At 66.2% G+C, this 23,133-nt stretch carries 20 protein-coding genes and 2 pseudogenes; 11 read left to right on the forward strand and 11 right to left on the reverse strand.

Features of this window, described 5'->3' with window-relative positions:
• Positions 1 to 47: 47 nt before the first annotated feature.
• The 3 genes from bktB (at position 48) to CFB43_RS34005 (ending at position 4,339) form a co-directional block, all read left to right on the forward strand.
• Positions 48 to 1,241 carry a beta-ketothiolase BktB gene (gene bktB / locus CFB43_RS33995; RefSeq protein WP_089498509.1) on the forward strand — a complete coding sequence of 398 codons (1,194 nt, stop codon included), beginning with the start codon at positions 48 to 50 and terminating at the stop codon, positions 1,239 to 1,241.
• Positions 1,242 to 1,279: 38 nt separating this feature from the next.
• Entirely contained in the window at positions 1,280 to 2,134 is an 855-nt protein-coding gene (locus CFB43_RS34000) for a 3-hydroxybutyryl-CoA dehydrogenase (protein ID WP_089498510.1), read from the forward strand.
• A 267-nt stretch (positions 2,135 to 2,401) separates the two neighbouring features.
• Positions 2,402 to 4,339 carry a collagenase gene (locus CFB43_RS34005; protein WP_089499047.1) on the forward strand — a complete coding sequence of 646 codons (1,938 nt, stop codon included), beginning with the start codon at positions 2,402 to 2,404 and terminating at the stop codon, positions 4,337 to 4,339.
• A gap of 137 nt (positions 4,340 to 4,476) precedes the next feature.
• On the opposite strand, the gene CFB43_RS34010 is transcribed toward CFB43_RS34005, so the two are convergent.
• Entirely contained in the window at positions 4,477 to 5,388 is a 912-nt protein-coding gene (locus tag CFB43_RS34010; RefSeq protein WP_089498511.1) for a LysR family transcriptional regulator, read from the reverse strand.
• Positions 5,389 to 5,571: 183 nt separating this feature from the next.
• Between CFB43_RS34010 and CFB43_RS34015 the strand changes: the two genes are divergently transcribed.
• Genes CFB43_RS34015 through CFB43_RS34025 form a run of 3 tightly spaced genes read left to right on the forward strand, consistent with a single transcriptional unit; the run spans position 5,572 to position 11,454 of the window.
• Positions 5,572 to 9,018: a molybdopterin-dependent oxidoreductase gene (locus CFB43_RS34015; RefSeq protein ID WP_089498512.1), complete on the forward strand. Its 3,447-nt coding sequence runs from the start codon at positions 5,572 to 5,574 to the stop codon at positions 9,016 to 9,018.
• Between the two features lie 23 nt (positions 9,019 to 9,041).
• On the forward strand, positions 9,042 to 9,977 hold the full coding sequence (locus CFB43_RS34020; protein ID WP_089499048.1) for an ornithine cyclodeaminase family protein: 936 nt from the start codon (positions 9,042 to 9,044) through the stop codon (positions 9,975 to 9,977).
• A gap of 25 nt (positions 9,978 to 10,002) precedes the next feature.
• Complete coding sequence (locus tag CFB43_RS34025; protein WP_089498513.1) at positions 10,003 to 11,454, forward strand: short-chain fatty acid transporter; 1,452 nt, start codon at positions 10,003 to 10,005, stop codon at positions 11,452 to 11,454.
• A gap of 90 nt (positions 11,455 to 11,544) precedes the next feature.
• Here the strand turns inward: CFB43_RS34025 and CFB43_RS34030 are convergent, their stop codons facing one another.
• Entirely contained in the window at positions 11,545 to 12,216 is a 672-nt protein-coding gene (locus CFB43_RS34030) for a TetR family transcriptional regulator (RefSeq protein ID WP_089498514.1), read from the reverse strand.
• Between the two features lie 94 nt (positions 12,217 to 12,310).
• On the opposite strand from CFB43_RS34030, the gene CFB43_RS34035 reads away from it, so the two are divergent.
• Together CFB43_RS34035 and CFB43_RS34040 are read left to right on the forward strand one after the other, a co-directional pair.
• Positions 12,311 to 13,141: an NmrA family NAD(P)-binding protein gene (locus CFB43_RS34035; protein WP_089498515.1), complete on the forward strand. Its 831-nt coding sequence runs from the start codon at positions 12,311 to 12,313 to the stop codon at positions 13,139 to 13,141.
• Positions 13,138 to 13,623: an anthrone oxygenase family protein gene (locus CFB43_RS34040; protein WP_089498516.1), complete on the forward strand. Its 486-nt coding sequence runs from the start codon at positions 13,138 to 13,140 to the stop codon at positions 13,621 to 13,623. The genes CFB43_RS34035 and CFB43_RS34040 overlap by 4 nt, the downstream gene beginning before the upstream one ends.
• A 62-nt stretch (positions 13,624 to 13,685) precedes the next feature.
• On the opposite strand, the gene CFB43_RS34045 is transcribed toward CFB43_RS34040, so the two are convergent.
• The gene (locus CFB43_RS34045; RefSeq protein WP_039362607.1) at positions 13,686 to 14,486 is read right to left on the reverse strand and encodes an AraC family transcriptional regulator; all 801 of its coding nucleotides are present in this window, start codon (positions 14,484 to 14,486) and stop codon (positions 13,686 to 13,688) included.
• A 90-nt stretch (positions 14,487 to 14,576) separates the two neighbouring features.
• Here CFB43_RS34045 and CFB43_RS34050 point away from each other — a divergent pair, with 90 nt between their 5' ends.
• Positions 14,577 to 15,485: a DMT family transporter gene (locus CFB43_RS34050; protein ID WP_089498517.1), complete on the forward strand. Its 909-nt coding sequence runs from the start codon at positions 14,577 to 14,579 to the stop codon at positions 15,483 to 15,485.
• A pseudogene (locus CFB43_RS39265) lies at positions 15,482 to 15,817 on the forward strand (DUF815 domain-containing protein); the annotation flags it as partial. The gene CFB43_RS34050 and the pseudogene CFB43_RS39265, both read left to right, overlap by 4 nt.
• Before the next feature lie 281 nt (positions 15,818 to 16,098).
• On the opposite strand, the gene CFB43_RS34060 reads toward CFB43_RS39265, so the two are convergent.
• The 5 genes and pseudogenes from CFB43_RS34060 to deoC form a co-directional block, all read right to left on the reverse strand.
• Complete coding sequence (locus tag CFB43_RS34060; RefSeq protein WP_089498518.1) at positions 16,099 to 16,317, reverse strand: hypothetical protein; 219 nt, start codon at positions 16,315 to 16,317, stop codon at positions 16,099 to 16,101.
• Positions 16,318 to 16,405: 88 nt separating this feature from the next.
• Entirely contained in the window at positions 16,406 to 16,975 is a 570-nt protein-coding gene (locus CFB43_RS34065; protein ID WP_144023163.1) for a hypothetical protein, read from the reverse strand.
• A gap of 12 nt (positions 16,976 to 16,987) precedes the next feature.
• A pseudogene (locus tag CFB43_RS39270) lies at positions 16,988 to 17,233 on the reverse strand (DUF7822 domain-containing protein); the annotation flags it as partial.
• A 54-nt stretch (positions 17,234 to 17,287) separates the two neighbouring features.
• Positions 17,288 to 17,947 (reverse strand): hypothetical protein, encoded by a 660-nt coding sequence (locus tag CFB43_RS34070; protein ID WP_089498520.1) that lies wholly within the window; start codon positions 17,945 to 17,947, stop codon positions 17,288 to 17,290.
• Positions 17,948 to 18,103: 156 nt separating this feature from the next.
• A complete protein-coding gene (gene deoC, locus CFB43_RS34075; RefSeq protein WP_089498521.1) occupies positions 18,104 to 18,784 on the reverse strand; it encodes a deoxyribose-phosphate aldolase in 681 nt (226 codons plus the stop codon).
• 146 nt (positions 18,785 to 18,930) lie between these two features.
• Between deoC and deoR the strand changes: the two genes are divergently transcribed.
• On the forward strand, positions 18,931 to 19,701 hold the full coding sequence (deoR, locus tag CFB43_RS34080; RefSeq protein ID WP_089498522.1) for a DNA-binding transcriptional repressor DeoR: 771 nt from the start codon (positions 18,931 to 18,933) through the stop codon (positions 19,699 to 19,701).
• A gap of 22 nt (positions 19,702 to 19,723) precedes the next feature.
• On the opposite strand, the gene CFB43_RS34085 is transcribed toward deoR, so the two are convergent.
• Genes CFB43_RS34085 through rbsK form a run of 3 tightly spaced genes read right to left on the reverse strand, consistent with a single transcriptional unit; the run spans position 19,724 to position 23,120 of the window.
• Positions 19,724 to 20,776 (reverse strand): aldose 1-epimerase family protein, encoded by a 1,053-nt coding sequence (locus CFB43_RS34085; RefSeq protein WP_089498523.1) that lies wholly within the window; start codon positions 20,774 to 20,776, stop codon positions 19,724 to 19,726.
• A 2-nt stretch (positions 20,777 to 20,778) separates the two neighbouring features.
• Positions 20,779 to 22,152, reverse strand: a complete 1,374-nt coding sequence (gene fucP, locus CFB43_RS34090; RefSeq protein ID WP_089498524.1) for an L-fucose:H+ symporter permease — start codon at positions 22,150 to 22,152, stop codon at positions 20,779 to 20,781.
• A 41-nt stretch (positions 22,153 to 22,193) separates the two neighbouring features.
• On the reverse strand, positions 22,194 to 23,120 hold the full coding sequence (gene rbsK, locus CFB43_RS34095; RefSeq protein ID WP_089498525.1) for a ribokinase: 927 nt from the start codon (positions 23,118 to 23,120) through the stop codon (positions 22,194 to 22,196).
• Positions 23,121 to 23,133: the final 13 nt, after the last annotated feature.

Raw genomic sequence — 23,133 nt, forward strand, 5'->3', positions numbered from 1 at the left:
GCAACGCATCCCCGCGCCTGCGGGCGCGAACGAACCGGAGTGAGACGATGAGCAATGCAGCGAAAGAAGTCGTGGTGGTGAGCGGTGTCCGTACCGCGATCGGTGATTTCGGCGGCAGCCTGAAGGATTTCTCGCCGACCGACCTCGGTGCGAAGGTGGTCGCCGAAGTGCTGTCGCGTGCGAACGTGCCGGGCGACGCAGTCGGGCATGTCGTGTTCGGCCACGTCGTGAACACCGAGCCGAAGGACATGTATCTCGCGCGTGTCGCGGCGATCAACGGCGGCGTGGCGCAGCATACGCCCGCGCTGACCGTGAACCGCCTGTGCGGGTCGGGCCTGCAGGCGATCGTGTCGGCCGCGCAGACGATCATGCTCGGCGACGCCGACATCGCGATCGGCGGCGGCTCGGAAAGCATGAGCCGCGCTCCGTACACCGTGCCGGCCGCGCGCTTCGGCCAGCGCATGGGTGACGGCAAGCTTGTCGACATGATGCTCGGCGCGCTGCACGACCCGTTCCAGACGATCCACATGGGCGTGACGGCCGAGAACGTCGCGGCGAAGTACGGCATCTCGCGCGACGCGCAGGATGCGCTGGCGCTTGAATCGCATCGTCGCGCGGCGCGTGCGATCGCGGAAGGGCGCTTCAAGGATCAGATCCTGCCGATCTCGATCCGCACGAAGAAGGGTGAGGTTGCGTTCGACACCGACGAGCACGTGCGCCTCGAAGCCAGCGCGGATGATTTCACGAAGCTGAAGCCGGTGTTCCAGAAGGAGAACGGCACCGTCACGGCCGGCAACGCGTCGGGCATCAACGATGCGGCCGCGGCCGTGCTGATGATGAGCGCGGACGCCGCGCGCGCGCAAGGCGTGAAGCCGCTCGCCCGCCTCGTCGCGTATGCGCACGCGGGTGTCGATCCGGCATACATGGGCATCGGCCCGGTGCCGGCCACGCAGAAGGCGCTCGAACGCGCGGGCCTGAAGATCAGCGATCTCGACGTGATCGAGGCGAACGAGGCATTCGCGGCCCAGGCCTGCGCGGTCACGCAGGAGCTCGGCCTCGATCCGGCGAAGGTCAACCCGAACGGCTCGGGCATCTCGCTCGGCCACCCGATCGGTGCGACCGGCGCGCTGATCACGGTCAAGGCGCTGTACGAACTGAAGCGCATCGGCGGGCGTTACGCGCTCGTGACGATGTGTATCGGCGGCGGCCAGGGGATTGCTGCGATCTTCGAGAACATCTGATAATCGAACGCTCAGCACCCGAACACACAGGAAATTTCATGGCCATCGAAATCGTCGGCGTCGTGGGCGCCGGAACCATGGGCAACGGCATTGCGCAGACCGCCGCCGTTGCGGGTCTCAACGTCGTGATGATCGACGTCAGCGACGCGGCGCTCGAGAAGGGCATCGCGACGCTGAAGGGCAGCCTCGAGCGGCTCGTGTCGAAGGACAAGCTCGACGCCGCCACGCGCGATGCGGCGCTCGCGCGCATCACGACGTCGACCGACTACGCGAAGCTCGCAGCGGCCGATATCGTGATCGAAGCCGCGACCGAGAACGTCGAGCTGAAGGGCCGCATCCTGAAGCAGATCGAGTCCGTCGCGCGGCCGGAAGCGATCATCGCGACCAACACGTCGTCGATCTCGATCACCGCGCTCGCGGCGCCGCTCGCCGATCCGGCGCGCTTCGTCGGCATGCACTTCTTCAACCCGGTGCCGCTGATGCCGCTCGTCGAGATCATCCGCGGGCTGCAGACGAGCGACGCGACCGCGCAGGCGGTGCGCGAGCTGACCGAGCGTTTCGACAAGTCGCCGATCGGCGTGCGCAATTCGCCGGGCTTCGTCGTGAACCGGATTCTCGTGCCGATGATCAACGAGGCGTTCTTCGTGCTGGCGGAAGGCATCGCGTCGGCCGAGGAAATCGACGCGGGGATGAAGCTCGGCGCGAACCACCCGATCGGGCCGCTCGCGCTGGCCGACCTCGTCGGCCTCGACGTGTGCCTCGCGGTGATGGACGTGTTCGTGAAGGACTTCGGCGATCCGAAGTATCGTGCATGCCCGCTGCTGCGCGAGATGGTGACGGCCGGCAGGCTCGGGCGGAAGACGGGGCGTGGGGTGTACGACTACAGCAAGTAAGCAGAGGGCTGGAAAGACCTCAACGCGGGTGGCGAGTCGTGCCGGATGGTGTCGTTTATCCGGTGCGGTTCGCCATCCGCGTTTTTCATTGATGGAAGTGGCTCACCGAATCCTGTCCGCCGGTTGAATCATTTCGAAAATCGATTTTAATCGTTAAATAGTTAAACCAATTAACGTTGATATTTTCCATATCGATTAAATTGACGTTTCAATGTGTAATGTTATATCTTGGTTGCCCAAAAACAACCGAGAGAAAATAAAGTGGCAATAAACGAGGGGTTTCAAAAAAAATGCCGCTGGTCGGCCATCGTCGCATGGTCGGTATTCGCCGGACTGGCCGGCACCGCATCGGCCAATACCGAGCCGGCGCAGCAGACGCAACCCAGGCAGGCGCGCATGCCTCGCGTGCCGCAGAATCTGCCGGTGTCGCCCGAGCAGGCGCAGTACAACCTGCCGCTCAGCGAACAGGATCGCGCGGCGCTGACCCGGCCCTCGCCGCTCAAGCAACCGGCCACGCGCAGCAAGCGCAGCACGTCGGGCGCCGATTGCCGCGACATGTCGGCGATGACCCAGTATCGCGGCGCGGCACTCGCCGATTACATCGCGAATCTTCCCGATTACGAATGCCATTACGGCCTGTTCTCGGTCGATAAAGCGCAGGCCACGCAGATCTTCAATGCCGAGAACGTGCACGCTGTCGCGGGTCGTTTCGTGCAGGAAATCTATCAATACGACGCGAGCAATTTGATCCTGGTCAATTTGCTGATTTATCTGCGTGCCGCTTATTACCAATATGATGTATCGGGCATCGCGAACCCGATTCCGAATCTCGCTGTGTCGCTGCGCCCGTATATCAAGCAAGGCCTGGAGGGCGATGCGCTCTATCGCGACAATTCGCGTGCGCCGAGCACCGCGAACGAGCTGATGAAGCTCATCACGAACATGCGGGACGAAGCGTACTACCTGCCGACGCTGAAGAACCGCATCGCGTCCTACACCGTGAGCGCGGCGAATCCGCAGGCAGCGGCGCCGCTGCTGCAGCGCAGTGCGGCGGGCGGCTTCACCGGCTTGCTCACGGTGTTCTTCTACGCGCACCAGCGCAGCGGTGCGCAACCGATGCTCGACAGCGATGCGACGCTCCCGGAGACGCTCAACCGCTTCGTCACCGCGAACCGCGCGAGCCTGTCGAACACGAGCGCCGCCTATCAGCTGGCCGACGCGGCGCGCGAAACGTTTCGCTTCCTCCGTTATCCGACACAGAAGCCGCGCGTGAAGAAAATGATCCAGGACCTGCTGGCGTCGACGAGCATGACGGGCGCGGACAGCGACCTCTGGCTCGCGGCGGCGGAAGCGGTCGACTACGGCGATCCGGGCAGCTGCGCGGACTACGGCACCTGCGACTACAAGAAGCGGCTGACCGACGCGGTGCTCTCGCATCGCTACGCATGCAATGCGGGCGTGCGCATTCTCGCGCAGGACATGACGATGCCGCAGCTGCAGTCGGTCTGCACGGCGGTCGCGCGGCAGGACGACTACTTCCACCGGATGATGAAGACCGGGCGCAAGCCGGTCGCGGGCGATCGCAACGACACGATCGAACTCGTCATTTTCGATGACTACGCGAACTATCGAAAATACGCGTCGGTGATCTACGGCATCAGCACCGACAACGGCGGCATGTATCTCGAGGGCGATCCGTCCGCGCCGGGCAATCAGGCGCGCTTCATCGCGCACGAGGCATCGTGGCTGCGGCCCGAGTTCAAGGTGTGGAATCTCGAGCACGAGTTCACGCACTATCTCGACGGCCGCTACGACATGGCGGGCGACTTCTCGGTGAGCACCGCGAAGCCGACCGTGTGGTGGATAGAAGGCGTCGCCGAGTATCTGTCGAGAAAGAACGACAACCCGGAGTCGATCGACGCGGTGCGCACGGGCGCGTACCGGTTCTCGGACGTGCTCGGCACGCGTTACACGTCGAGCGACTACGTCACGCGCGCGTACCGGTGGGGCTACATGGCGACGCGCTTCATGTTCGAGCGCCATCGCGCGGACGTCGACACGATCGTGTCACGCTTCCGGGTGGGCGATTACGACGGGTACGCAAACCATGTCGCTTACATCGGCAATCGCTACGACACCGAGTTCGCCGACTGGGCGCGCAGCGCGACGACGGCGGGCGAGCCGCCGGTGCCGGCGAAGCGCTGACCGGCATGGGCCGGCGCCGCGTGATCGGACGCCGGCCTCCGATCGCCACACCCGCTCTGCCCGGGTGCTCGGCGCCGGCCTGCACGAACGGTTGCGCTGCTCCGATGTCGATCACGCGCCGTCGGCATCGCACGCGTCTACCGCGCGCCTTTCTTCCACGACCGAAACAAATCCAGCAGCGCGCGGCACGGCGTTGACGTTGCGCCCCCGCGTCGCCATACCGCACCGACATCCATCGTCGGGACGGTCACACTCAGGTTGCGCCGGCTGATCCGGTTTCCTTCCAGGGACCACGGACGATAGACGAGATCCGACAGGATCGTGACGCCTTGTCCGAGCGCCACGAGGCTCCTGACGGCCTCGATCGATTTGCTCTGCATCCGGACGTTCGGCGTGATGCCGTAGCTTCCCCAGTACTTGCCGACGGTGCGCAGGTGCTCGTCCATGTCCAGGAGCAGGTAGTTTTCGCGCGCGACGTCCTCCAGCGTGACCCGATGCGCGTCCTGCAGCGGATGATCCGGATGGGTCCACAGCCGGCGCGGCGAGCGAAGCATCGTCTCGTATTTCAGGTCGCGAATCTCCGCCGTGTTCGACACCAGGAGCAGTGCGATATCGAGGCGGTCGTCGACGAGCATGTCCTCGATCGCTTCGCGCTCGCTTTCGACGAGGCTGACGCTCAGGTTACCGAACCGTTGGGAAATGACCGACATCAGCGACGGCATCAGATAAGCCGAGATGGTTTCGGTCACGCCGATACGAACATGCCCCGAGATCTGCTCGGGCTCTTCCTGCGCCGCCACCACGGCACGATCGATCGACAGGGTCGCGTGTTGCACGTGACGCAGGAATCGCTCGCCTGCCGGTGTCAGCCGCACGCCTCTCGAATGACGCTGAAGCAGCGTGACGCCCACCCTCTCCTCCAGATTCTTCAGTGCGATGGTCATCGACGACTGGGACACCGAGCACAGGTTGGCCGACTGCGAGATCTGGCCCGTGTCGGCCACGGAGACGAAATACTCGATCTGGCGAAGCGTGATGTGCGTGCTCACGGGCGAGGCTCCAGGCAATCCGGGCGGCGCCGGAACGGCGCCGCCTCGACGGTCCGAACGGTACACCGGATCGGGTCGCGCGATATTGATTCAATATATATCACGCCATCAAAAGGATGAATTTGTCGTGGCCGTTGCCGCTTCATAGCATGGAGTCAAACATGAAGCGGACGATGCGAATCGATGGAAACGCAGGAGAAAAAGGGCTTTTGCACGTTGTGCCGGTCGCGGTGCGGCACGATCAACGTCGTGCGTGGCGACATGATGATCAAGGTGCGGCCCGACGCATCGCATCCGACCGGCCAGGCGATGTGCATGAAGGGGAAAGCCGCACCTGAACTCGTGCACAGCCCGAACCGGGTGTTGTATCCGATGCGGCGGACCCGGCCCAAGGGTGCCGCCGATCCGGGCTGGCAGCGCATCGGCTGGGAGGAAGCGCTGTCCGAGATCGCGGAGCGCCTTGCGCATTTCAAGCGCGAGAACGGAGCCGAATCGGTGGCGTTCGGCGTCACGACGCCGAGCGGCACACCCATGAGCGACAGTATCGACTGGGTCGAACGGTTCGTCTGGTTGTTCGGAAGTCCGAACATCTGCTACGCGACCGAGATCTGCAACTGGCACAAGGACAGCGCGCATGTCTTCACGTTCGGCTGCGGCATGCCGACCGCGGATTATCAGCATGCCGACCTCATCGTTCTGTGGGGCAACAATCCCGCCAATACGTGGCTGGCCCAGGCCGATGCGATCGCAAAGGGGCGGCGCCGCGGAGCGAAACTGATCGTCGTCGATCCGCGGCCGACGCCGCTCGCACGCGAGGCGGACCTGTGGCTGCGCGTCAATCCCGGCACCGACGGTGCGCTCGCCATGGCCATCGCGAGGCAGATGATCGCGATCGGCAACGTCGACGAACCCTTCGTCCGGCGATGGACGAACGGCCCGTTGCTGGTGCGTGCCGATACCGGACGGTTCCTGCGTGAACGGGATATCGACCCACGCGCGTCGGGCAATCGATACGCACTCTGGAACCAGACGCTCGATCGGCTGGAGCTGGTTGACGAAGAGGCTGGTACGGCGCTCTCCGATCTGTCGATGACCGGCACGCGCCAAGTCGGGATCACGGACTCGGCCGGCCGTCTCATGCAAGTGGCATGCACGCCTGCGTTCGACCTCTATTCGCGTGCGCTCGCGGCCTATACGCCGGACCATGCCAGCACGATCACCGGAGTCGATGCCGCCGACATCATGAAGGCCGCGCACATGCTGCATCCCGGGCAGGGCATTGCGTATCACGCGTGGTCCGGCGTGGGGATGCACACCAATGCCACGCAGACGGAACGCGCCATCGCGACGTTGTATGCGTTGACGGGCGCGTTCGATACGCGCGGCTCCAATCGGGAATGGGCGAAGCAGCCGGCCAATGCGGTCAGCAGCTACGCGATGCTGGATCCGCAGCAGCGCGCGAAGGCGCTCGGCCTGGCGGAGCGGCCGCTCGGCCCGCCGTCGCAGGGTTGGGTGACGGCACGCGACGTCTATCGCGCCATTCTCGACGCCGAGCCCTATCGGGTACGCGCGCTGTTCGCGTTCGGCACGAACATGGTGCTGTCCCAGGCGGACGGCGGTATGGCCCACGATGCGCTGTGCGCGCTCGATTTTCACGTTCACTGCGATCTCTTCGAGACGCCGTCGTCGCGCTACGCGGACATCCTGCTGCCCGTGAACACGCCGTGGGAGCGGGAAGGCTTGCGGCTCGGCTTCGAGATCAACGAACGTGCGATCGAACTCGTTCAGTTGAGGCAGCGCATGGTGCCGCCGCGAGGGGAAAGCCGCGCCGACTACGACATCGTCTTCGATCTGGCCGTTCGGCTCGGCATGAAGGATCGGTTCTTCGGCGGCAGCATCGAGGCGGGATGGAATCATGTGCTCGAGCCGCTCGGGATGGACGTCGCGATGCTGCGCGAACATCCGGAGGGGATATCGCGGCCGTTGACGCAATACGAGCGTCGATACGCTTCGGCGACACCTGACGGCGCGCGCGGTTTCAACACGGAGACGTCGCGGGTCGAACTGTATTCCGAGCAGTTGCATCGTCACGGCTACCCGGCGGTGCCCCGATATGTGCCGCCGCAGCATGGACAGCGTGGGGAGGCGAACGATCGCCGCCGCTTCCCCTGCACGCTGACCTCGATGAAGAACGGCTACTACTGCCACAGTCAGCACCGCGGGCTTCCGAGCCTGCGCCGCCGCGCGCCGTACCCCGTCGCGGAACTCAATGACGCGCTGGCGGCGGAGCATGGCATCGTCGACGACGACTGGTTCCTGATCGAAACGACGAACGGCCAGGCGCGCTTCAAGGCACGCGTCGTGCCGGAGCTTGCGCATGACGTGATCGTGGCCGAATACGGCTGGTGGCAGGCCTGCGACGAGATCGGCATGGATGCGCTCGCCGTGGCGGGGCGCAAGCACAGCAACTTCAACCGGCTGGTTTCGGCGGCCACGCTCGATCCGGTGAGCGGATCGTCGCCGCTGCGTTCCGTCCGCTGCCGGATCCGCCCGGACCCGTCGATCGATCCGTCGCGCCGTGCGTGGAAAGGGCTGCGGGATTGTGTCGTCTCCGCCATCCACGAGGAAGCGAGCGGCGTGCGAACGGTCACGTTCCGGGCGTCGGATAGTGGGGCGTTGCCGGACTACTTGCCCGGGCAGCACGTGACCGTGCACGTTCCGACGCTGGGCGACGGCGGGACGACTCGCGCCTATTCATTGACGGGCGCCGCCTGCGAAGACGATCGCCGGACTTACGCCATCTCGGTGCGCCACCAGAAGGGCCGAACCGGGGAGGGTGTTCCGTTCGAAGGTGCGATGTCCTCCCATATCCATCGATCGCTCGAGGTGGGGGACCCCGTGTGGCTCGGCGCGCCCGCCGGCACCTTCATCGTGCCGCCGGCGTCGAAGCAGCCCGTCGTGATGTTCGCGGGCGGCATCGGCATCACGCCGTTCATCTCCTATCTGGAGTCGATCCGGGATCGGGGCGCGCAGGCGCCGGAATCGAAACTCTTCTATGCGAACCTGAACAGCGCGACGCACGCGTTCCGTGCGCGCATCGAGATACTGAAGCAGCGGCTGCCGAAGCTGGAAGTCGTCAACTGCTACAACCAGCCGCACGACGAGGTGCTCGGGCGTGACTACCAGATGAGGGGCTATCTGACGGCGGACGTCGTCAGTGACGACCTGATTCGACGGCGCGCACGGTTTTACTTGTGCGGCCCGGAACCGATGATGCAGGCGATTACCGCGGGATTGATCGAACGCGGTGTTCCACCCTTCGACATCTTCAAGGAGGCGTTCAGATCACCGTTCAGGCCGGCGCCCGACCCGTCGAAGCGATTCGTCGTCCAGTTCACCCGATCGCGTCGCGTGGCCACCTGGACGCCTAGTGACGGCAGCCTGCTGTCGTTCGCGGAGTCGCTCGGGGTCGCGATGCCGAGCGGCTGCCGTGTCGGGCAGTGCGAGAGCTGCACGGTCAAGGTCGTATCGGGTGAAGTCGCGCATTTGAGCGGGCACGGGCCCGATGAACCCGATGTGTGTCTCGCCTGTCAGGCCATTCCGGCAACCGACGTTGCCATCGATGCATGAACCCGCCGAAGGAAATGTTCACCATGAAATATTTTGACGCCGTGGCAACACGTGACGCACTGGATTTTGAATCGCTGGTATCGCGTCTGAGGCAAGCGTTCGTCGACGGCTGTCACGTGCCGCTTCGCCATGCGCATGCGATCAATGCCGGCAGTGAAGACGAAGGCACGGTGCTCATCATGCCCGCGTGGGAAGACACCGGCTATCTGGGCATCAAGACGGTCAACATCTTCCCGGGCAATGCACGGCACGGCTTACCCGGGCTGCATTCGACCTATGTGCTTTATGACGGGCGGACGGGAAAACCGCTTGCGCAGCTGGACGGGGACGAGATCACGTCGCGCCGCACCGCGGCTGCATCGGCCCTGGCGGCGACCTATCTGGCCCGTCCGGATGCGTCGCGTCTCGTGCTGCTGGGCGCCGGACGCGTCGGCAGCCTGGTTCCGCTCGCGTATCGCAGCCAGTTGCCCATTTCGGATATCGAAGTGTGGGACAGGAATCCCCGGGCAGTGGCCGAGCTGGTCGATCGGCTGGCCGGGCTCGGCTTCAACGCGGCGCCCGTTACCGATCTCGAGAAAAGCGTTCGGCGCGCGGACATCGTGAGTTGTGCGACGCTCGCGACGGAGCCGATCGTCCATGGCAAGTGGCTTGCGCCGGGATCGCATCTCGACCTGATCGGCAGTTTTACGCCGCGCATGCGCGAGGCCGACGACGATTGCTTCCGGGATGCGGCGATTTACGTCGATACGGACGAGGCACCGCAAAAATCCGGTGATCTCCTTGGCCCGCTGTCACGCGGTGTCGTCGCGATCGGCGGCCTGAACCGGACATTGTCGGCGTTGTGCAAGGGCGAAGCGAACGGCCGGCAGAATGACAGCGAGAGAACGGTGTTCAAGGCCGTCGGTACCGCGATGGAAGACCTGGCCGCTGCGATTCAGGTCTATGAAAAATCAAACTAGCGTGTTGACGGACAAGGAGACAAGGATGAAGGAGTGGATGGAAGTGCCGCGCGTCGATGCGCCGGCGACGGACCGCGAAGGCGCGCTCGAGCGAATGGCCGCCGGCGTCGCGCGCTGGTCGGAGAAGTGGTTCCCGGACGCTTATATCTTCGCCGCGATCGCCGTGGTCATCGTGGCGTTGGGCGCGCTTGCGATCGGTGCGCCGGTCAGGCAGGTCGGCGTGGCGTTCGGCGACGGCTTCTGGAGCCTCATCCCGTTCACGATGCAGATGGCGATCGTGGCCATTTCGGGTTATGTCGTCGCGGTATCGCCACCCGCGTCGAAACTGATCGACGCGCTCGCGCGGCTGCCGTCGTCCGGACGGGCGGCCGTGGCGTTCGTCGCGCTCGTCAGCATCGTCGCCTCGTTGTTCAACTGGGCGATCAGCCTGATCTTCAGCGGCCTGCTGGTCCGGGCACTGGCGCGTCGCGCCGATCTGCGCATGGACTACCGGGCCGCGGGCGCGGCCGCTTATCTCGGCATGGGGGCGACGTGGGCGCTTGGCTTGAGCTCGTCCGCATCGCAACTGCAAGCGAACCCGGACAGCTTGCCCAAGACGCTGCTCGCGATCACCGGCGTCATTCCGTTCGCGGAAACCATCTTCCTGCCGCAGTCGATGCTGATGGCTGCCGTGCTGACGGTCGTTTCGGTGCTGATTGCGTGGCTGTCCGCGCCCGGCGGCACGCGTGCAAAGACGGCGGCGGCGCTCGGGATTTCCCTCGACGACGCCCACGCCGCGATCCCGCGCCCGACTCGCCCGGGAGACTGGCTCGAGTACAGCCCGCTCGTCACCCTCGCGATCGTTGCGATCGGGACGATCTGGATGGCACACACGTTCACGACGAAAAATCCGCTGATCGCGATTTCGAACCTGAACACGTACAACTTCCTGTTCCTGATGCTGGGCATGCTGCTGAACTGGCGGCCGAGGCGCTTCCTCAATGCCGTCGCGCGTTCCGTGCCGTCGGTGGCGGGTGTGCTGATCCAGTTTCCGCTGTACGGCGGCATCGCGTACATCCTGACGAAGGCGTCGGCGCCTGCCGGATTGCCGCTCTCCGATCATCTCGCGCATTTCTTCGTCGCGCTGTCCTCGCAAGCGTCGTTTCCCGCGGTGATGGGGGGGTACTCGGCCGTCCTCGGATTCTTCGTGCCGTCCGGCGGCGGCAAGTGGATCATCGAGGCGCCCTACGTGATCGAGGCGGCAAAACTGCTGCACGTCCACCTGGGGTGGGCGGTGACGGTCTACAACGCGGCCGAGGCGTTGCCGAACCTGGTCAATCCGTTCTGGATGCTGCCGCTCCTCGGTGTGCTCGGGCTGCGGGCCCGCGACATCGTCGGGTTCACGTTCACGCAGCTGGTGGTGCATTTGCCGCTGGTGATCTTCATGCTCTGGGCCCTTGCGAGCACGCTCAATTACCATCCGCCCGTCATGCCCTGACGAACGTCGGGCTTGCTCGCCGCCGGCGGAATGCGTATCCGGCAGGCGCGGCGTGAAGTCGGTGCCGGCCGCGTACCGCGTTGGACACGACTACGCGCCCAGCACCGACAGATCGCGCGGCAGCGCACGCTTGAACATCGCGAGAATCTGCTGCGCCGCCTTCGGCGGCAGCGTGATCGCATGGCGCACGGCCGCCGCGATCTGGATCATCATCAGCTCGGCGAAGGTGCTCCGTTGCGCATGCGGAATATCGGGCGCCACTTCGCCCAGCGCATCCGCGAACAACCCCGCCAGAAACTCACCGTCCGCCCGGTCGAGTGCCTGCAATGCGCGGTCGGCCTGCGTGGCCCGCCAGATGTCGCGCATCAGCGGCTCGTCGACGAACATCCGGTAGTAGCTGTCCGTGATGCGGGCGAGCGTGGCGTGCAGGTCGTCGAGCGTCTTCATCGTCGCGAGGTCGCGTCGCACGCAGACGTGGCCCGCTTCGTTGTAGCGCTCAGCGAGCGTGCCGATCACGGCCGCCTTGTCAGGGAAGTACTGGTACAGCGAGCCGAACGAGATGCCCGTGCGTTCGACGATGTCGCTCATCCGGAACGCATCGCAGCCTTTCTCGATCATCACTTCCGACGCGCACGCGAGGATGCGCTCGAACCGCTCGCGGCTGCGCTGCTGCGTCGGCACCAGCCGTGCGCGCGCGGGCGTATCCGCCGTGTCCGCTGCCGCTTCGGGCCCATCGTTCTGCCCCGATTTTTGTCGGCCCATGCCGCCTCCAGAAAAACTTGACGTTGCTAATGCGAGAGTCTATCGTGTTTTTGAAACGCGAGACATTCTCGTATTTTAGCCAAAGGAGACGGTCATGTCGGCACTTCCCATCCTCATCGTCGGCGGTTCGGGCAAGACGGGCGCCCGCGTCGATGCGCGGCTGCGCGCGCGCGGCATCGCGCCCCGGCCCGTGTCGCGCACGTCGGCCGTCCGCTTCGACTGGACGGCGCCCGACACGTGGCCGGCCGCGCTCGACGGCGTATCGGCCGCGTACGTGACCTACCAGCCCGACCTGGCCGTCGAAGGCGCGGTGGACGCGATCGCCGCATTCGCGCAGCTTGCGCGGGAGCGCGGCGTCGAGCGGGTCGTGCTGCTGTCCGGGCGCGGCGAGCCCCGCGCGCAGGCCGCGGAGGCCGCGCTGCAGGCGTCGGGCGTGGAGTGGGGCGTGGTGCGCGCGAGCTGGTTCAACCAGAACTTCTCCGAGGGCTACCTGATCGACGGCGTGCTGGCCGGTGAAGTCGCGCTGCCGGCCGGCGCGGTGCGCGAGCCGTTCGTCGATGCGGACGACATCGCGGACGTCGCCGTGGCCGCGCTCACCGATGCGCGCTTCGCGAACCGCGTGATCGAGGTCACGGGGCCGCGCGCGCTGACGTTTGCCGAAGCGGTCGGCGAAATCGCACGGGCCGCCGGCCGGCCGGTCGTCTATCGCGAGATTCCGGCCGATGCGTTCGTCGCCGGATTGCGCGAAGCCGGCGTGCCGGAGCCGATTGTCGCGCTGCTCGACGATCTGTTCAGCGTGGTGCTCGACGGGCGCAACAGCGCGGTGACGCACGGCATCGAAGCGACGCTCGGGCGGCCGGCACGCGATTTCGCCGACTATGCGCGCGCGACGGCCGCCACCGGCGTGTGGAGTGCACGATCATGATCGCATTCGCGACCACCGCCTTGCTGTGGGGCTCGGCCGTCGGCTGCGGGTTGATGGCAGGCGTGTATTTCGCGTTCTCGACCTTCGTGATGACGTCGCTCGGACGGATCGCGCCGCAGGCCGGCGTGGCCGCGATGAATGCGATCAACGTCGACATCGTGCGTTCGCCGTTCATGCCGCTGTTCCTCGTCACGACGCTGATGGCGCTCGCGCTGGTCGTGCTCGCGTTGTTCCATCGCGAGCAGCCGGGCGCGATGCTGGCGGTCGCCGGCGGCGTGCTGTACGTGGTCGGGATGTTCGCGGTGACGATGGCCGTCAACGTGCCGCTCAACGATGCGCTCGCCGCGGCCGATCCGTCGACCGCACAGGGCGCGGCGCTGTGGACGCGTTACGTGCACGACTGGACGATGTGGAATCACGTGCGCACGGTGGCGTCGGCCGCCGCGTGCGTGTGCTTCATCGCGGGGATTGCCGCGCGCTAGCGGCGGGCGTCATGCGGTGGGCCGGGCGTGCGCGGGCGCGAGCGCGCCGCGCACGCCCGGCCCTACGCATAAAACGCCGACGGCGACACGCCGAAATGCCGCTTGAACATCGCGGAAAACGCGCTCTGGCTGCTGTAGCCGTGATCCATCGCGACGGTCAGCACCTTCTCGCCGTGCGCGAGGCGCTTGAGCGCGAGCAGCAGCCGCGCCTGTTCGCGCCATCGACGGAAGCTGAGCCCCGTCTCGCGCCGGAACGCACGATGGAGCGTGCGGACCGACAGCCCGAGCAGGTCGGCCCATTCGGCGATCGTGCGCAGATCGTCGGGCGCGGCGACGAGCGCGTCGCAGATCGTGCGCAGGCGCGGGTCGTGCGGCCACGGCAGGTACAGCGGCAGCAGCGGCGCGACCGTCACCTCGGCGAGCAGCAGGTGCATCAGGTGATCGTGGCGCGAGCCCGGCGCATAGTCGAGCGGCACGTCCACCGCGGCGAGGATCAGCTCGCGCAGCAGCGGATGCACTTCCACGACGCAGCTCCGCGCGGGCAGGTGCTCGACCGCGCCCGGTTCGACGAACACCGTGCGCATCTGCACGTCGCCGCTCATCTGCACCGTGTGGTCGAGACCGGCTTCGAGCCACACGCCGCGCGTCGGCGGCACGACCCACGATGCGCCTTCGGACTGCACGTGCATCACGCCCTCGATCGCATAGAGCAGCTGCGCGCGGCGATGCCGGTGCGGCGCGATCGACGTGCCGTGCGCGTACGTCGCCGCCATCGCCGAGACGGGCATCGGCGTCGATTCGAAGCGCAGGTGGGCACCGGGCGGCGTGGACTCGAGTGTCCGATTGGCGACAAGTCGTGACATTTTGGCGTGAGACAGGCAGGTGGACGGGCGGGCACGATGGCGTTCCCATCCACGCCAACCCCCTGTCGGGATATTAATCCGTCGAATGCGATGAACAAGTCTCCTTTTCTGTTTCCCTTCTGCGCGATCGCGCTGTGGGCCGGCAACGTGGTCGTGTCGAAGCTGTCGGCGTCGACGATCGACCCGTCGGCGATCACCTTCTACCGGCTGCTGCTCGCCGTCGCGCTGATGAGCGTGTTCACGCTGCGCCCCGCGTGGCGCAATCGCGTGGCGCTCGCAGCGCACCTGCCGAAGCTCGCGGTGCTCGGCTTTCTCGCGATGGCGCTGTTCCAGAGCCTGTCCTACGAGGCCGCGAAAACGACCAGCGCGACCAACATGGCGATCATCACGGCGCTCGTGCCGCTGATGACGATGGCGCTCAGCTCGCTGCTGCTCGGCGATCCGCCCAGCGTGGGCATGATCGGCGGCGGGGTGCTGTCGCTCGCAGGCGTCGTCTACCTGATTGCCGAAGGGCACCCGACGACGATCGCCGCGCGCGGCGTGCATACGGGCGACCTGCTGATGCTGGCCGCGTCGGCCGCCTATGCGCTGTACGGCGTATTGCTCAAGCGCTGGCGCATCGGTGCGCTGCCGGCGTGGCAGTCGACCTACGTGCAGGGGCTCGCCGCGCTCGTGTTCATGGCGCCGATGCTGCTGCGGTTGCCGGCGCAGGCGGCATGGCCGACGCGTGCGAGCGTGCCGCTGATCCTGTATGCCGGCGTGCTGGCGTCGGTGGTGCTGCCGTATCTGTGGATGCAGGGCGTGCGGCTGCTCGGCCCGAGCCGTTGCGCGATGTTCATGAACCTGCTGCCGGTGATGACGGCCGGCGGCGCGATCGTGCTGCTCGGCGAATCGCTGCGGCTGTATCACCTGATCGGCGGCGGCGTGGCACTCGTCGGCGTGGCGATCGCGCAGCGGTTTCCGTTCCAGGCGCGCGCTTCGCAGGGCGTGCGGCAATGAGTGGCGACCGCGACATGCAGCACCTGATGGCCGCATTGCCGGCCGCGCGTGCATCCGTGGAGGGCCCGGCGCTCGCTCACTCGCTCGAAAGGATCGCAGCCGCGCTCGAAGCGCTCGCGGGCACCGGCCAGCCGGCGCCCGTCGACTTCGACGCGGCCGTCGCATTCCGCTGGCGCGGCTTCGACGGCGGGCCGCGCGCGGCGCCGCTCGAACCGGTCGCGGCGCCCGCGCTCATCGCGTTCGATGCGCTGCGCAACGTCGAGCGACAGGTGGCGATCGTCGAACGGAACATGCGGCAGTTCGTGCGCGGTTTCGCGGCGAATCACGTGCTCACGGCATCGTGGCCCGCTGCAACTCAAACAGTCCGCCGTGAAGGAGCACACCAAAAATTCCACTGGTTGTCCCAATTTCATCTCCCACACATCGACCAGACTGTTGGGCGCTGTCCGACAGATGAAGAAGTGTCCGCCGTCGATACACTCGATCTTTCCTTGCGCGTGAAGATCGCTCCAATGGAACTCGTGGTACTCGTCCGTCTCGGCGTCAGCCAGGAACCGGCGCAGAGATCGCTTTTGATGCGTTTCATCGGTGCGGGATGACATCGACCAGCGAGTCAGATCGGAGCCATACCTCGACGGCAGGCGCGCAGCGCGTCGGCGTCATTCACTTTCTCGATGGTCAGCGTGTCGACTGCCCGGTCGACGAAATGCTGGCTGTCCTTGTCCCAGGGGAACAGGGTGTAAACGCCTGACCACAGATCCGCATGCGTGTCCCTGGCGTGAACGGGGCCGGACGCAGCAATCCACAACAGGACAATGAGCAGGCGTTTCATTGGTATCCCAGGGTCTGCATGACGTTGAACATGGTGCGCGGATCTTGCTGTCGGCATTGCGTCCTTCCGCGGAACGGCAACTGCGGCGTCAGTCCGATTTGCCCTGGTGCGCATCGAATTGCGCTCGATTGAACAGCTCGAAGTACAGCACGTCGTTCCATTCCAGACCCAGCGGATGTTCGGTATCGCCGGTGCGCGTGCTGTCACAGTTGTCGTCGAAACGCAGGCCGAAAAAGGCATCGAGCGGCGCGGGGCGCCGCTCGGCCGCGGCGCGCTGCAGCACGCGAGCCGCCTCTGCGGTGTCGCCCGGCAACGCTTCGAAGGCTGCGCCCACGTGACGGCAGCGGCCGATCTCCGCGTCGACGAGTCCGCGCAACGCATGCGGATCGCTTTCGGACATCAGGTCGAGTTCGACGGTTTCGAGCAGCAGGTACTGGTCGCGATGCTGCTCGAGAAATGCGAGGGTCTCGTCTAGCCATTCGGGCAGATGGTCGACCGCGGCGGGTGTCCCCGGTATCGGCGCGGGTGCGGGTTTGGACGCCGCCGGGGCAGGTGTCAGACCCGCCCAGCGCCGCATCCGGTCCACGAGCGTCGATTTCCCCGGGGTTTCCGGCGGCGGAGCGGCGGGCGTCGGCGCCGCATGCGATTCGATCAGCACCCTCAGGATGGCGACGAAACGCCTGACACGCTCGAATCCGGGCGCGAACGGGCTGCTGATCGCATGAAGCGGCACTTTCGCGCCGTCGAGTCCATCCGAGATCAGCGAAGCGCAGGGCTGCGGGTCGCACGACATCAGTAACCGATACATGAATGGCACGTCGTACGCCCATTCCGACAGCCCCGATATCGTCTCGGGACGATCTTCATACGAGGTCGGCCGGTTGCCGAGGCTATAAAGATAGGATCGATTGGCCATGCTGGCTCCCTGTCGACGAGAAGATGGTCCGATGCGGCGTGCGTGTGGCCGGCGCTAGCGATCGTCCGCAGTGGCGCGCGGATAACCGATCTCCACGAGATCGTCGTGGAGGGAGGCAAAATCACAATCGGGATTGAGTCGCCGGACGAGCCCGGCGGCAAGCGGTTCGTGGCGATACACGGCCGCGACGTCGCGCGGATCGATGTCGCACCCGTAATACTCGGCGGCGAATTCGACGTACTGCCCGGGCCGTCCGGCCAGCATGCCGAGCAATCGGGCGGAGCCGTCGGGGTCTTCAGCCGTGGACGATTCGACCGGCCCGCAGGACCAGCGCGTTTCGTGCGCCAGCCGCCAGATGCAGAACGTGCTGTCCTGGGTGGTGAATGCCGGTTCGTGCAGCAGATTGACGTGAAAGGCTTCGGGCAGGCCGCTGAAGATGGCGGGCGAGGGCTTTCCCGGCCGGTACGTCGGCGCGTCGCGCAGCACGCCACGGAGGGCGGCGCCCGCGGCGGAGAAGATCGCGAACCACTGGTCCCCGGAGCCGTTGCGCATCGAGGCCATCTTCTCCCCGTCTGCCCATGCCTGGTTGAACGAGTAGTACCGGTATTCCCATTCCGGTGACAGGACCGCATCGAGGATCGCAAGCGACTGCGTCAGGCGCATCAGGCCGTCGATGCCGGGGAGCGTGTTCAGATCGCGTGTCGAGACGTTCATGTCGTGTGTACCGGTCGCGAGCAGGATGCCGGTTCTCGATCGAAAGAAGCGTGTTCTCGTTGGACCGGCGAGGGGCCGCACGCGAATCGGCGCGCGGGAGCGCCAAGCGTACCACCGCGACCGCGTCCGCCAATCCTTCGGCGGCCGGGGCGTCACTCAATACCCCGACCCACTCCCCCCCTGATCCATCACGATCGCCACCCCCGAGCTCGTGCCGAGCCGCGTCGCGCCGGCCTCGATCATCGCCAGCGCGGCCGCGCGGTCGCGCACGCCGCCCGACGCCTTCACGCCGAGCACGGGGCCGACCGTGCGGCGCATCAGCGCGACATCCGCGAGCGTCGCGCCGCCGTGGCCGAACCCGGTCGACGTCTTCACGAACGCGACGCCGAGATCGCGGCACATCTCGCACACGCGCACCTTCTCGTCGTCGCTCAGCAGCCCCGTTTCGAGGATCACCTTGAGCGGCACCGCGCCGCATGCCTGATGCACGGCGTCGATGTCGGCCTTCACGTCGTCGGCGCGGCCGCTCTTCAGCGCGCCGATGTTGATCACCATGTCGATCTCGCCGGCGCCCGCCGCGATCGCGGCGGTGGCTTCGAATGCCTTGGCGGCCGACAGCCCGGCACCGAGCGGAAAGCCGACCACCGCACAGACGAGCACGCCGGTATCGGCCAGCTCGCGCGCGGCGAGCGGCACGTTCGCCGAATTCACGCAGACCGAGTAAAAGCGATGCTCGGCCGCCTGGCGGCAGAGTTCGCGGATCTGCGCGTCGCTCGCGTCGGGCGCGAGCAGCGTGTGATCGATGGTTTGAGCGAGTTGGGCGTTGGAAAGCGGCATGTTTCAGGACTCCACGGAGCGTGCGCCGGAAGGGCACACGTAAAGTTGATGTTTTCACATCGGTTTGTTACAAATACGACATTCCGGCCGGGCCCGCGCGCCCGGCACGACGAGCGACGGATGCGGCAGGCACGCAGGATACTGGCATGGAAACGAAGAAAGGCGAACGGATCAAGACACTGATGAACGTGCTGCAAGGGCAGAACGCGATTCATCTGAAGGAAGTGGCCGAGCTGTTCGGTGTGTCCGAGATGACGATCCGCCGCGATCTCGCGGACAACCCGCACGGCCTGAGCCTGATCGGCGGCTACGTGACGCGCCACTTCGCCGCGCAGCGCAGCGACATCGGCGAGTACGTGGTCAGCACCGAGAACGACCGGCAGACCGAGGAGAAGCGCCGCATCGGCAAGCTGGCCGCGCAGTTCGTGACGACCGGCGACACGATCTTCGTCGACTGCGGCTCGACCACGCCGTTCGTCGTCGACTTCATTCCGGACGACCTCGAATTCACCGCGGTCTGCAATTCGCTGAACGTGTTCGCGAAGCTGCAGCAGAAGCCGCATTGCAGCGTGATCCTGTGCGGCGGCGTGTACCACCGCAAGAACATGGTGTTCGAGTCGGTGGCCGAGACGGGCATCCTCGACACGGTGCGCGTGTCGAAGGCGTTCATCTCCGCCGCCGGCGTGAGCGACCGCTGTGGCGTGACCTGCTTCAACTTCCACGAAGTCGACGCGAAGAAGAAGGTGATGGCGCGTGCGCAGAACCGCTTCCTGCTCGTCGACCACACGAAATTCGACGAAGTGCGCGCGGCGTACTTCGCCGAGCTGACCGACTTCAACTACGTGATCTCGGACGGGCAACTGAGCCGCCGCTACGAAACGGCGATCCGCGAACACGGGATCGCGCTCGTGACCTGACGCCGCGCGGCCGCGCATCGCTTCACGCATCGCGGGCTTCCGCCGCGCTCAGGTAGCCGGTGACGACTTCGAAGCGGCGTGTCGCGCCCGGCGCGAGCGCCGCCACATGGCCCTTGCGGCGTTCGGCTTCATACCCCTCCGGCTCGCAGGTCGACGGCAGCGCGAACGCGGCGACCTGCTGGTCCGCGTTGTGCAGGATCCAGCGCGTCGCATGCGGGAATTGCTCGGGACGGTATGCGGTGTGGAACGCGCCGCCATCCGGATGTTCGAGCAGGAAATGCGCGACGCCGTCCGCATCCGTTTTCGCACCGTTCATGAAGAACACGATCTCCGGGTCGTACAGCGCGGGCGCATCGAGCGTGTGGAGCCGTTCCGGTGCGTGCGCGAGCGTGGCCGTGTAGTCGCGCCACGCGGCGGTCGGCTTGACGTGCGCGGGCACGCTGTCGCGCAACCGCAGCCCGCCTCGAGGCAGCGACTGCACGAAACGACCGCCCGGCACGTACGCATAGTTCAGGTGCGCCATGTACATCAGGTCCATCGGCGCGCCGCCGAGATTCGTCACCTCCATCGCGATCGTCATCTGCGCGTCGTGCTCGGCGAGCCGCACCGACGGGCGCGCGATGTAGTGGCTGCCGAATCCCTGCACGTATTCGTATTCGCCGGTCACTTCGACGAACGCGCCGCGCGCCTCCGCGCCGACGACGACGCTCGCGCGATCCATCGGCGCGCACGGCATCTCGCCGTGCAGCGCATGCGTATCGTCCGGCCCCGGGCAACCGTTGCGCAGCAGCCCGCTGTGGAACATGAAGCAGCCGTAGGTATCGATGATCGACGCCGCGCGCTTCGGCTGCCGGAACATGTGCTTCATCGTCAGGTCGCGGCCGTCGAACGCGGCGGCCCAGATCATCTGGCCGAGATACGGCAGCACGACGAGGTGGCCGCGACGGTTCTCGAGTTTCAGCGCCTCGACGCCGGACGGATACGCGAACGCGGTGACGGTGAGCCCGTCGGTGCGGTACAGCGTGCGCGGCGTGTCGCGAAAGTCGTCGCGGCGCAGTTCGATTTCGCCTCGCATGCTCAGGCTCCCGACGTGTTGCGCGTGGCGGCGTAGCGCGCGGGCGCGTGGCCGTCGGCGGCTGCGTCGGGTGTCGCGGCCGGCAGGTGGCGCAGGCAGTAGAAGCCGTAGTAGACGATCACGACGAAGCACGCGAGCGGCACGACGAACGCGAGCTGCATGTTGCCGCCCGTGTGATCGGAGATCAGCCCCTGGATCAGCGGCACGACCGCGCCGCCGACGATGCTCATCACGAGGATCGAGCCGCCGTATTCGGTGTCCTTGCCGAGCCCGTCGATCGTGAGGCCGTAGATCGTCGGCCAGCACGGGCCGAGGAACACGCTCACGCCCACGGCCGCATAGACGGCCGTGATGTCGTGCACGCTGATCGTGTACGCGAGCAGCGCGATGCACAGGATGCCGTAGACGATCAGCACCTTGGCCGGCCCGACACGCTTCATCACGAGCGTGGCGACGAGCTTGCCGACGAAGAAGGCGAAGAACGTGGCAAACAGGTAGTGCGACGCGCCGCGCTCGGTCAGGCCGCCGATCTGCATCGCGAGCCGGATCGTGAAGCTCCACACGCCGACCTGCGCGCCGACATACAGGAACTGCGCGACGACGCCCGCGACGAAGCGCCGGTTGCCGAACAGGCGCGCGAGCGTGCCGCGCGCGTCGATCCGGTGCGTGGCCACGCTCGGGCCGTTGCCCTTGCAGGCCGGGTAGGGCGTGAGCGCGAACACGATGAACACGGCCACGAGCACGACGATCAGCCACTTGTACGGCTCCAGCGTGGCCTGGATCATCGCGAGCTGGTGCACGTGGGCTTCGGCGGCCGACATCGCGGCGAGCTGCGCATGCGACGCATCGCCTTCCTTGAAGATCAGGAAGCTGCCCATGTACACGCCGGCCATCGCGCCGAACGGATAGAACGTCTGCGAGATGTTCAGCCGCCGCGTGCTGGTTGCGCGCGGGCCCATCAGCGTCGAATACGAATTCGATGCGGTTTCGAGAAACGACAGGCCGGCCGCGATCACGAACAGCGCGACGAGGAACATCCCGTACTTCGCCATCGACGCGGACGGGAAGAACAGCAGGCAGCCGGTCGTGTAGAGCAGCAGGCCGACGAGGATCGTCGTCTTGTAGCTGAACTTCTTCACGACGGTCGCGGCCGGAATCGCGAGGAAGAAGTAGCCGAGATAGAACGCGGACTGCACGAAGGCCGATTCGAAATCGGACAGGAAGAACGACTTCTTGAATTGCGCGATCAGTACGTCGTTCAGGTTCGCGGCGGTGCCCCACAGCGCGAACAGGCAGCACAGCAGCGTGAACGCGAAGAGCGGCGTGCGGTTCAGGTAATAGCCGTCGGGGGTGTGTTCGATTCTGGCTCGGCCCATGGGTGTCTCCTTCCCAATTGTCTCGTCGATGAAGGCGCCGCTTACATGCCGGCGTCGCGGAGGAAGCGTTCGAACGTCGCGGTGTCGGCGTACGACTTCTGCGTGCCGAGGCCCGTGACCGAATGCGCGGCATACGCGGACGCGTAACGCATCGCATCGAGTGCATTGCGTGACGCGGCATAGCAGCGCGCGAAGCAGCCGATGTACGCATCGCCGGCGCCCGTCGTGTCGCGTGCGTCGACCGGCACGCCCGGCACGTGCCGCACGCCGTCGCGCGATACCAGCAGCGAGCCGTCGCCGCCGAGCGTGACGAGCACGTGCTTGAGCCCGCGCGCGACCAGCGCTTCGGCGGCGCGCGCCGCGCTGTCGCGCGAATCGACCGGCATGCCGGACACGATCGCGAGCTCGGTTTCGTTCGGCACGAAGAATTCGACGGCGCGGATCCGCTCGAAATCGAGATCGGCCACCGCGGGCGCGGGGTTCAGCAGCACCGGAATGCCGTGGCGCGCGCCGAATTCGATCGCGTGATAGACGGTGTCGAGCTCGATCTCGAGCTGCAGCACGATCAGCGCGCATTCGGCGAGCTGCGGCGCGGCCGCGTCGATGTCGGCCGGCGTCAGGTGGCGGTTCGCACCCTTGACGATCAGGATGCTGTTGCTCGAATCGGGTTCGACGAAGATCGGCGCGACGCCGCTCGGCACGCCGGCGACCTTGCGCACGTGCGTGGTGTCGATGCCTTCGCGCGCGAAGTTGCGGATCGTGTTGTCGGCGAAGACGTCGTCGCCGACCTTCGTGACCATCACGACGCGCGCGCCGAGGCGGGCGGCCGCGACGGCCTGGTTCGCGCCCTTGCCGCCGCAGCCGAGCTCGAAGTTCGGTGCTTCGAGCGTTTCGCCCCGGGCGGGCATGCGTGCGACATAGGTCACGAGGTCGACCATGTTGCTGCCGATGACGGCGATTGTCTCCATCTGCGTCTCTTCC

Origin of the sequence: Burkholderia sp. AU15512, from assembly GCF_002223325.1 — a bacterium.
GTDB lineage: Bacteria > Pseudomonadota > Gammaproteobacteria > Burkholderiales > Burkholderiaceae > Burkholderia.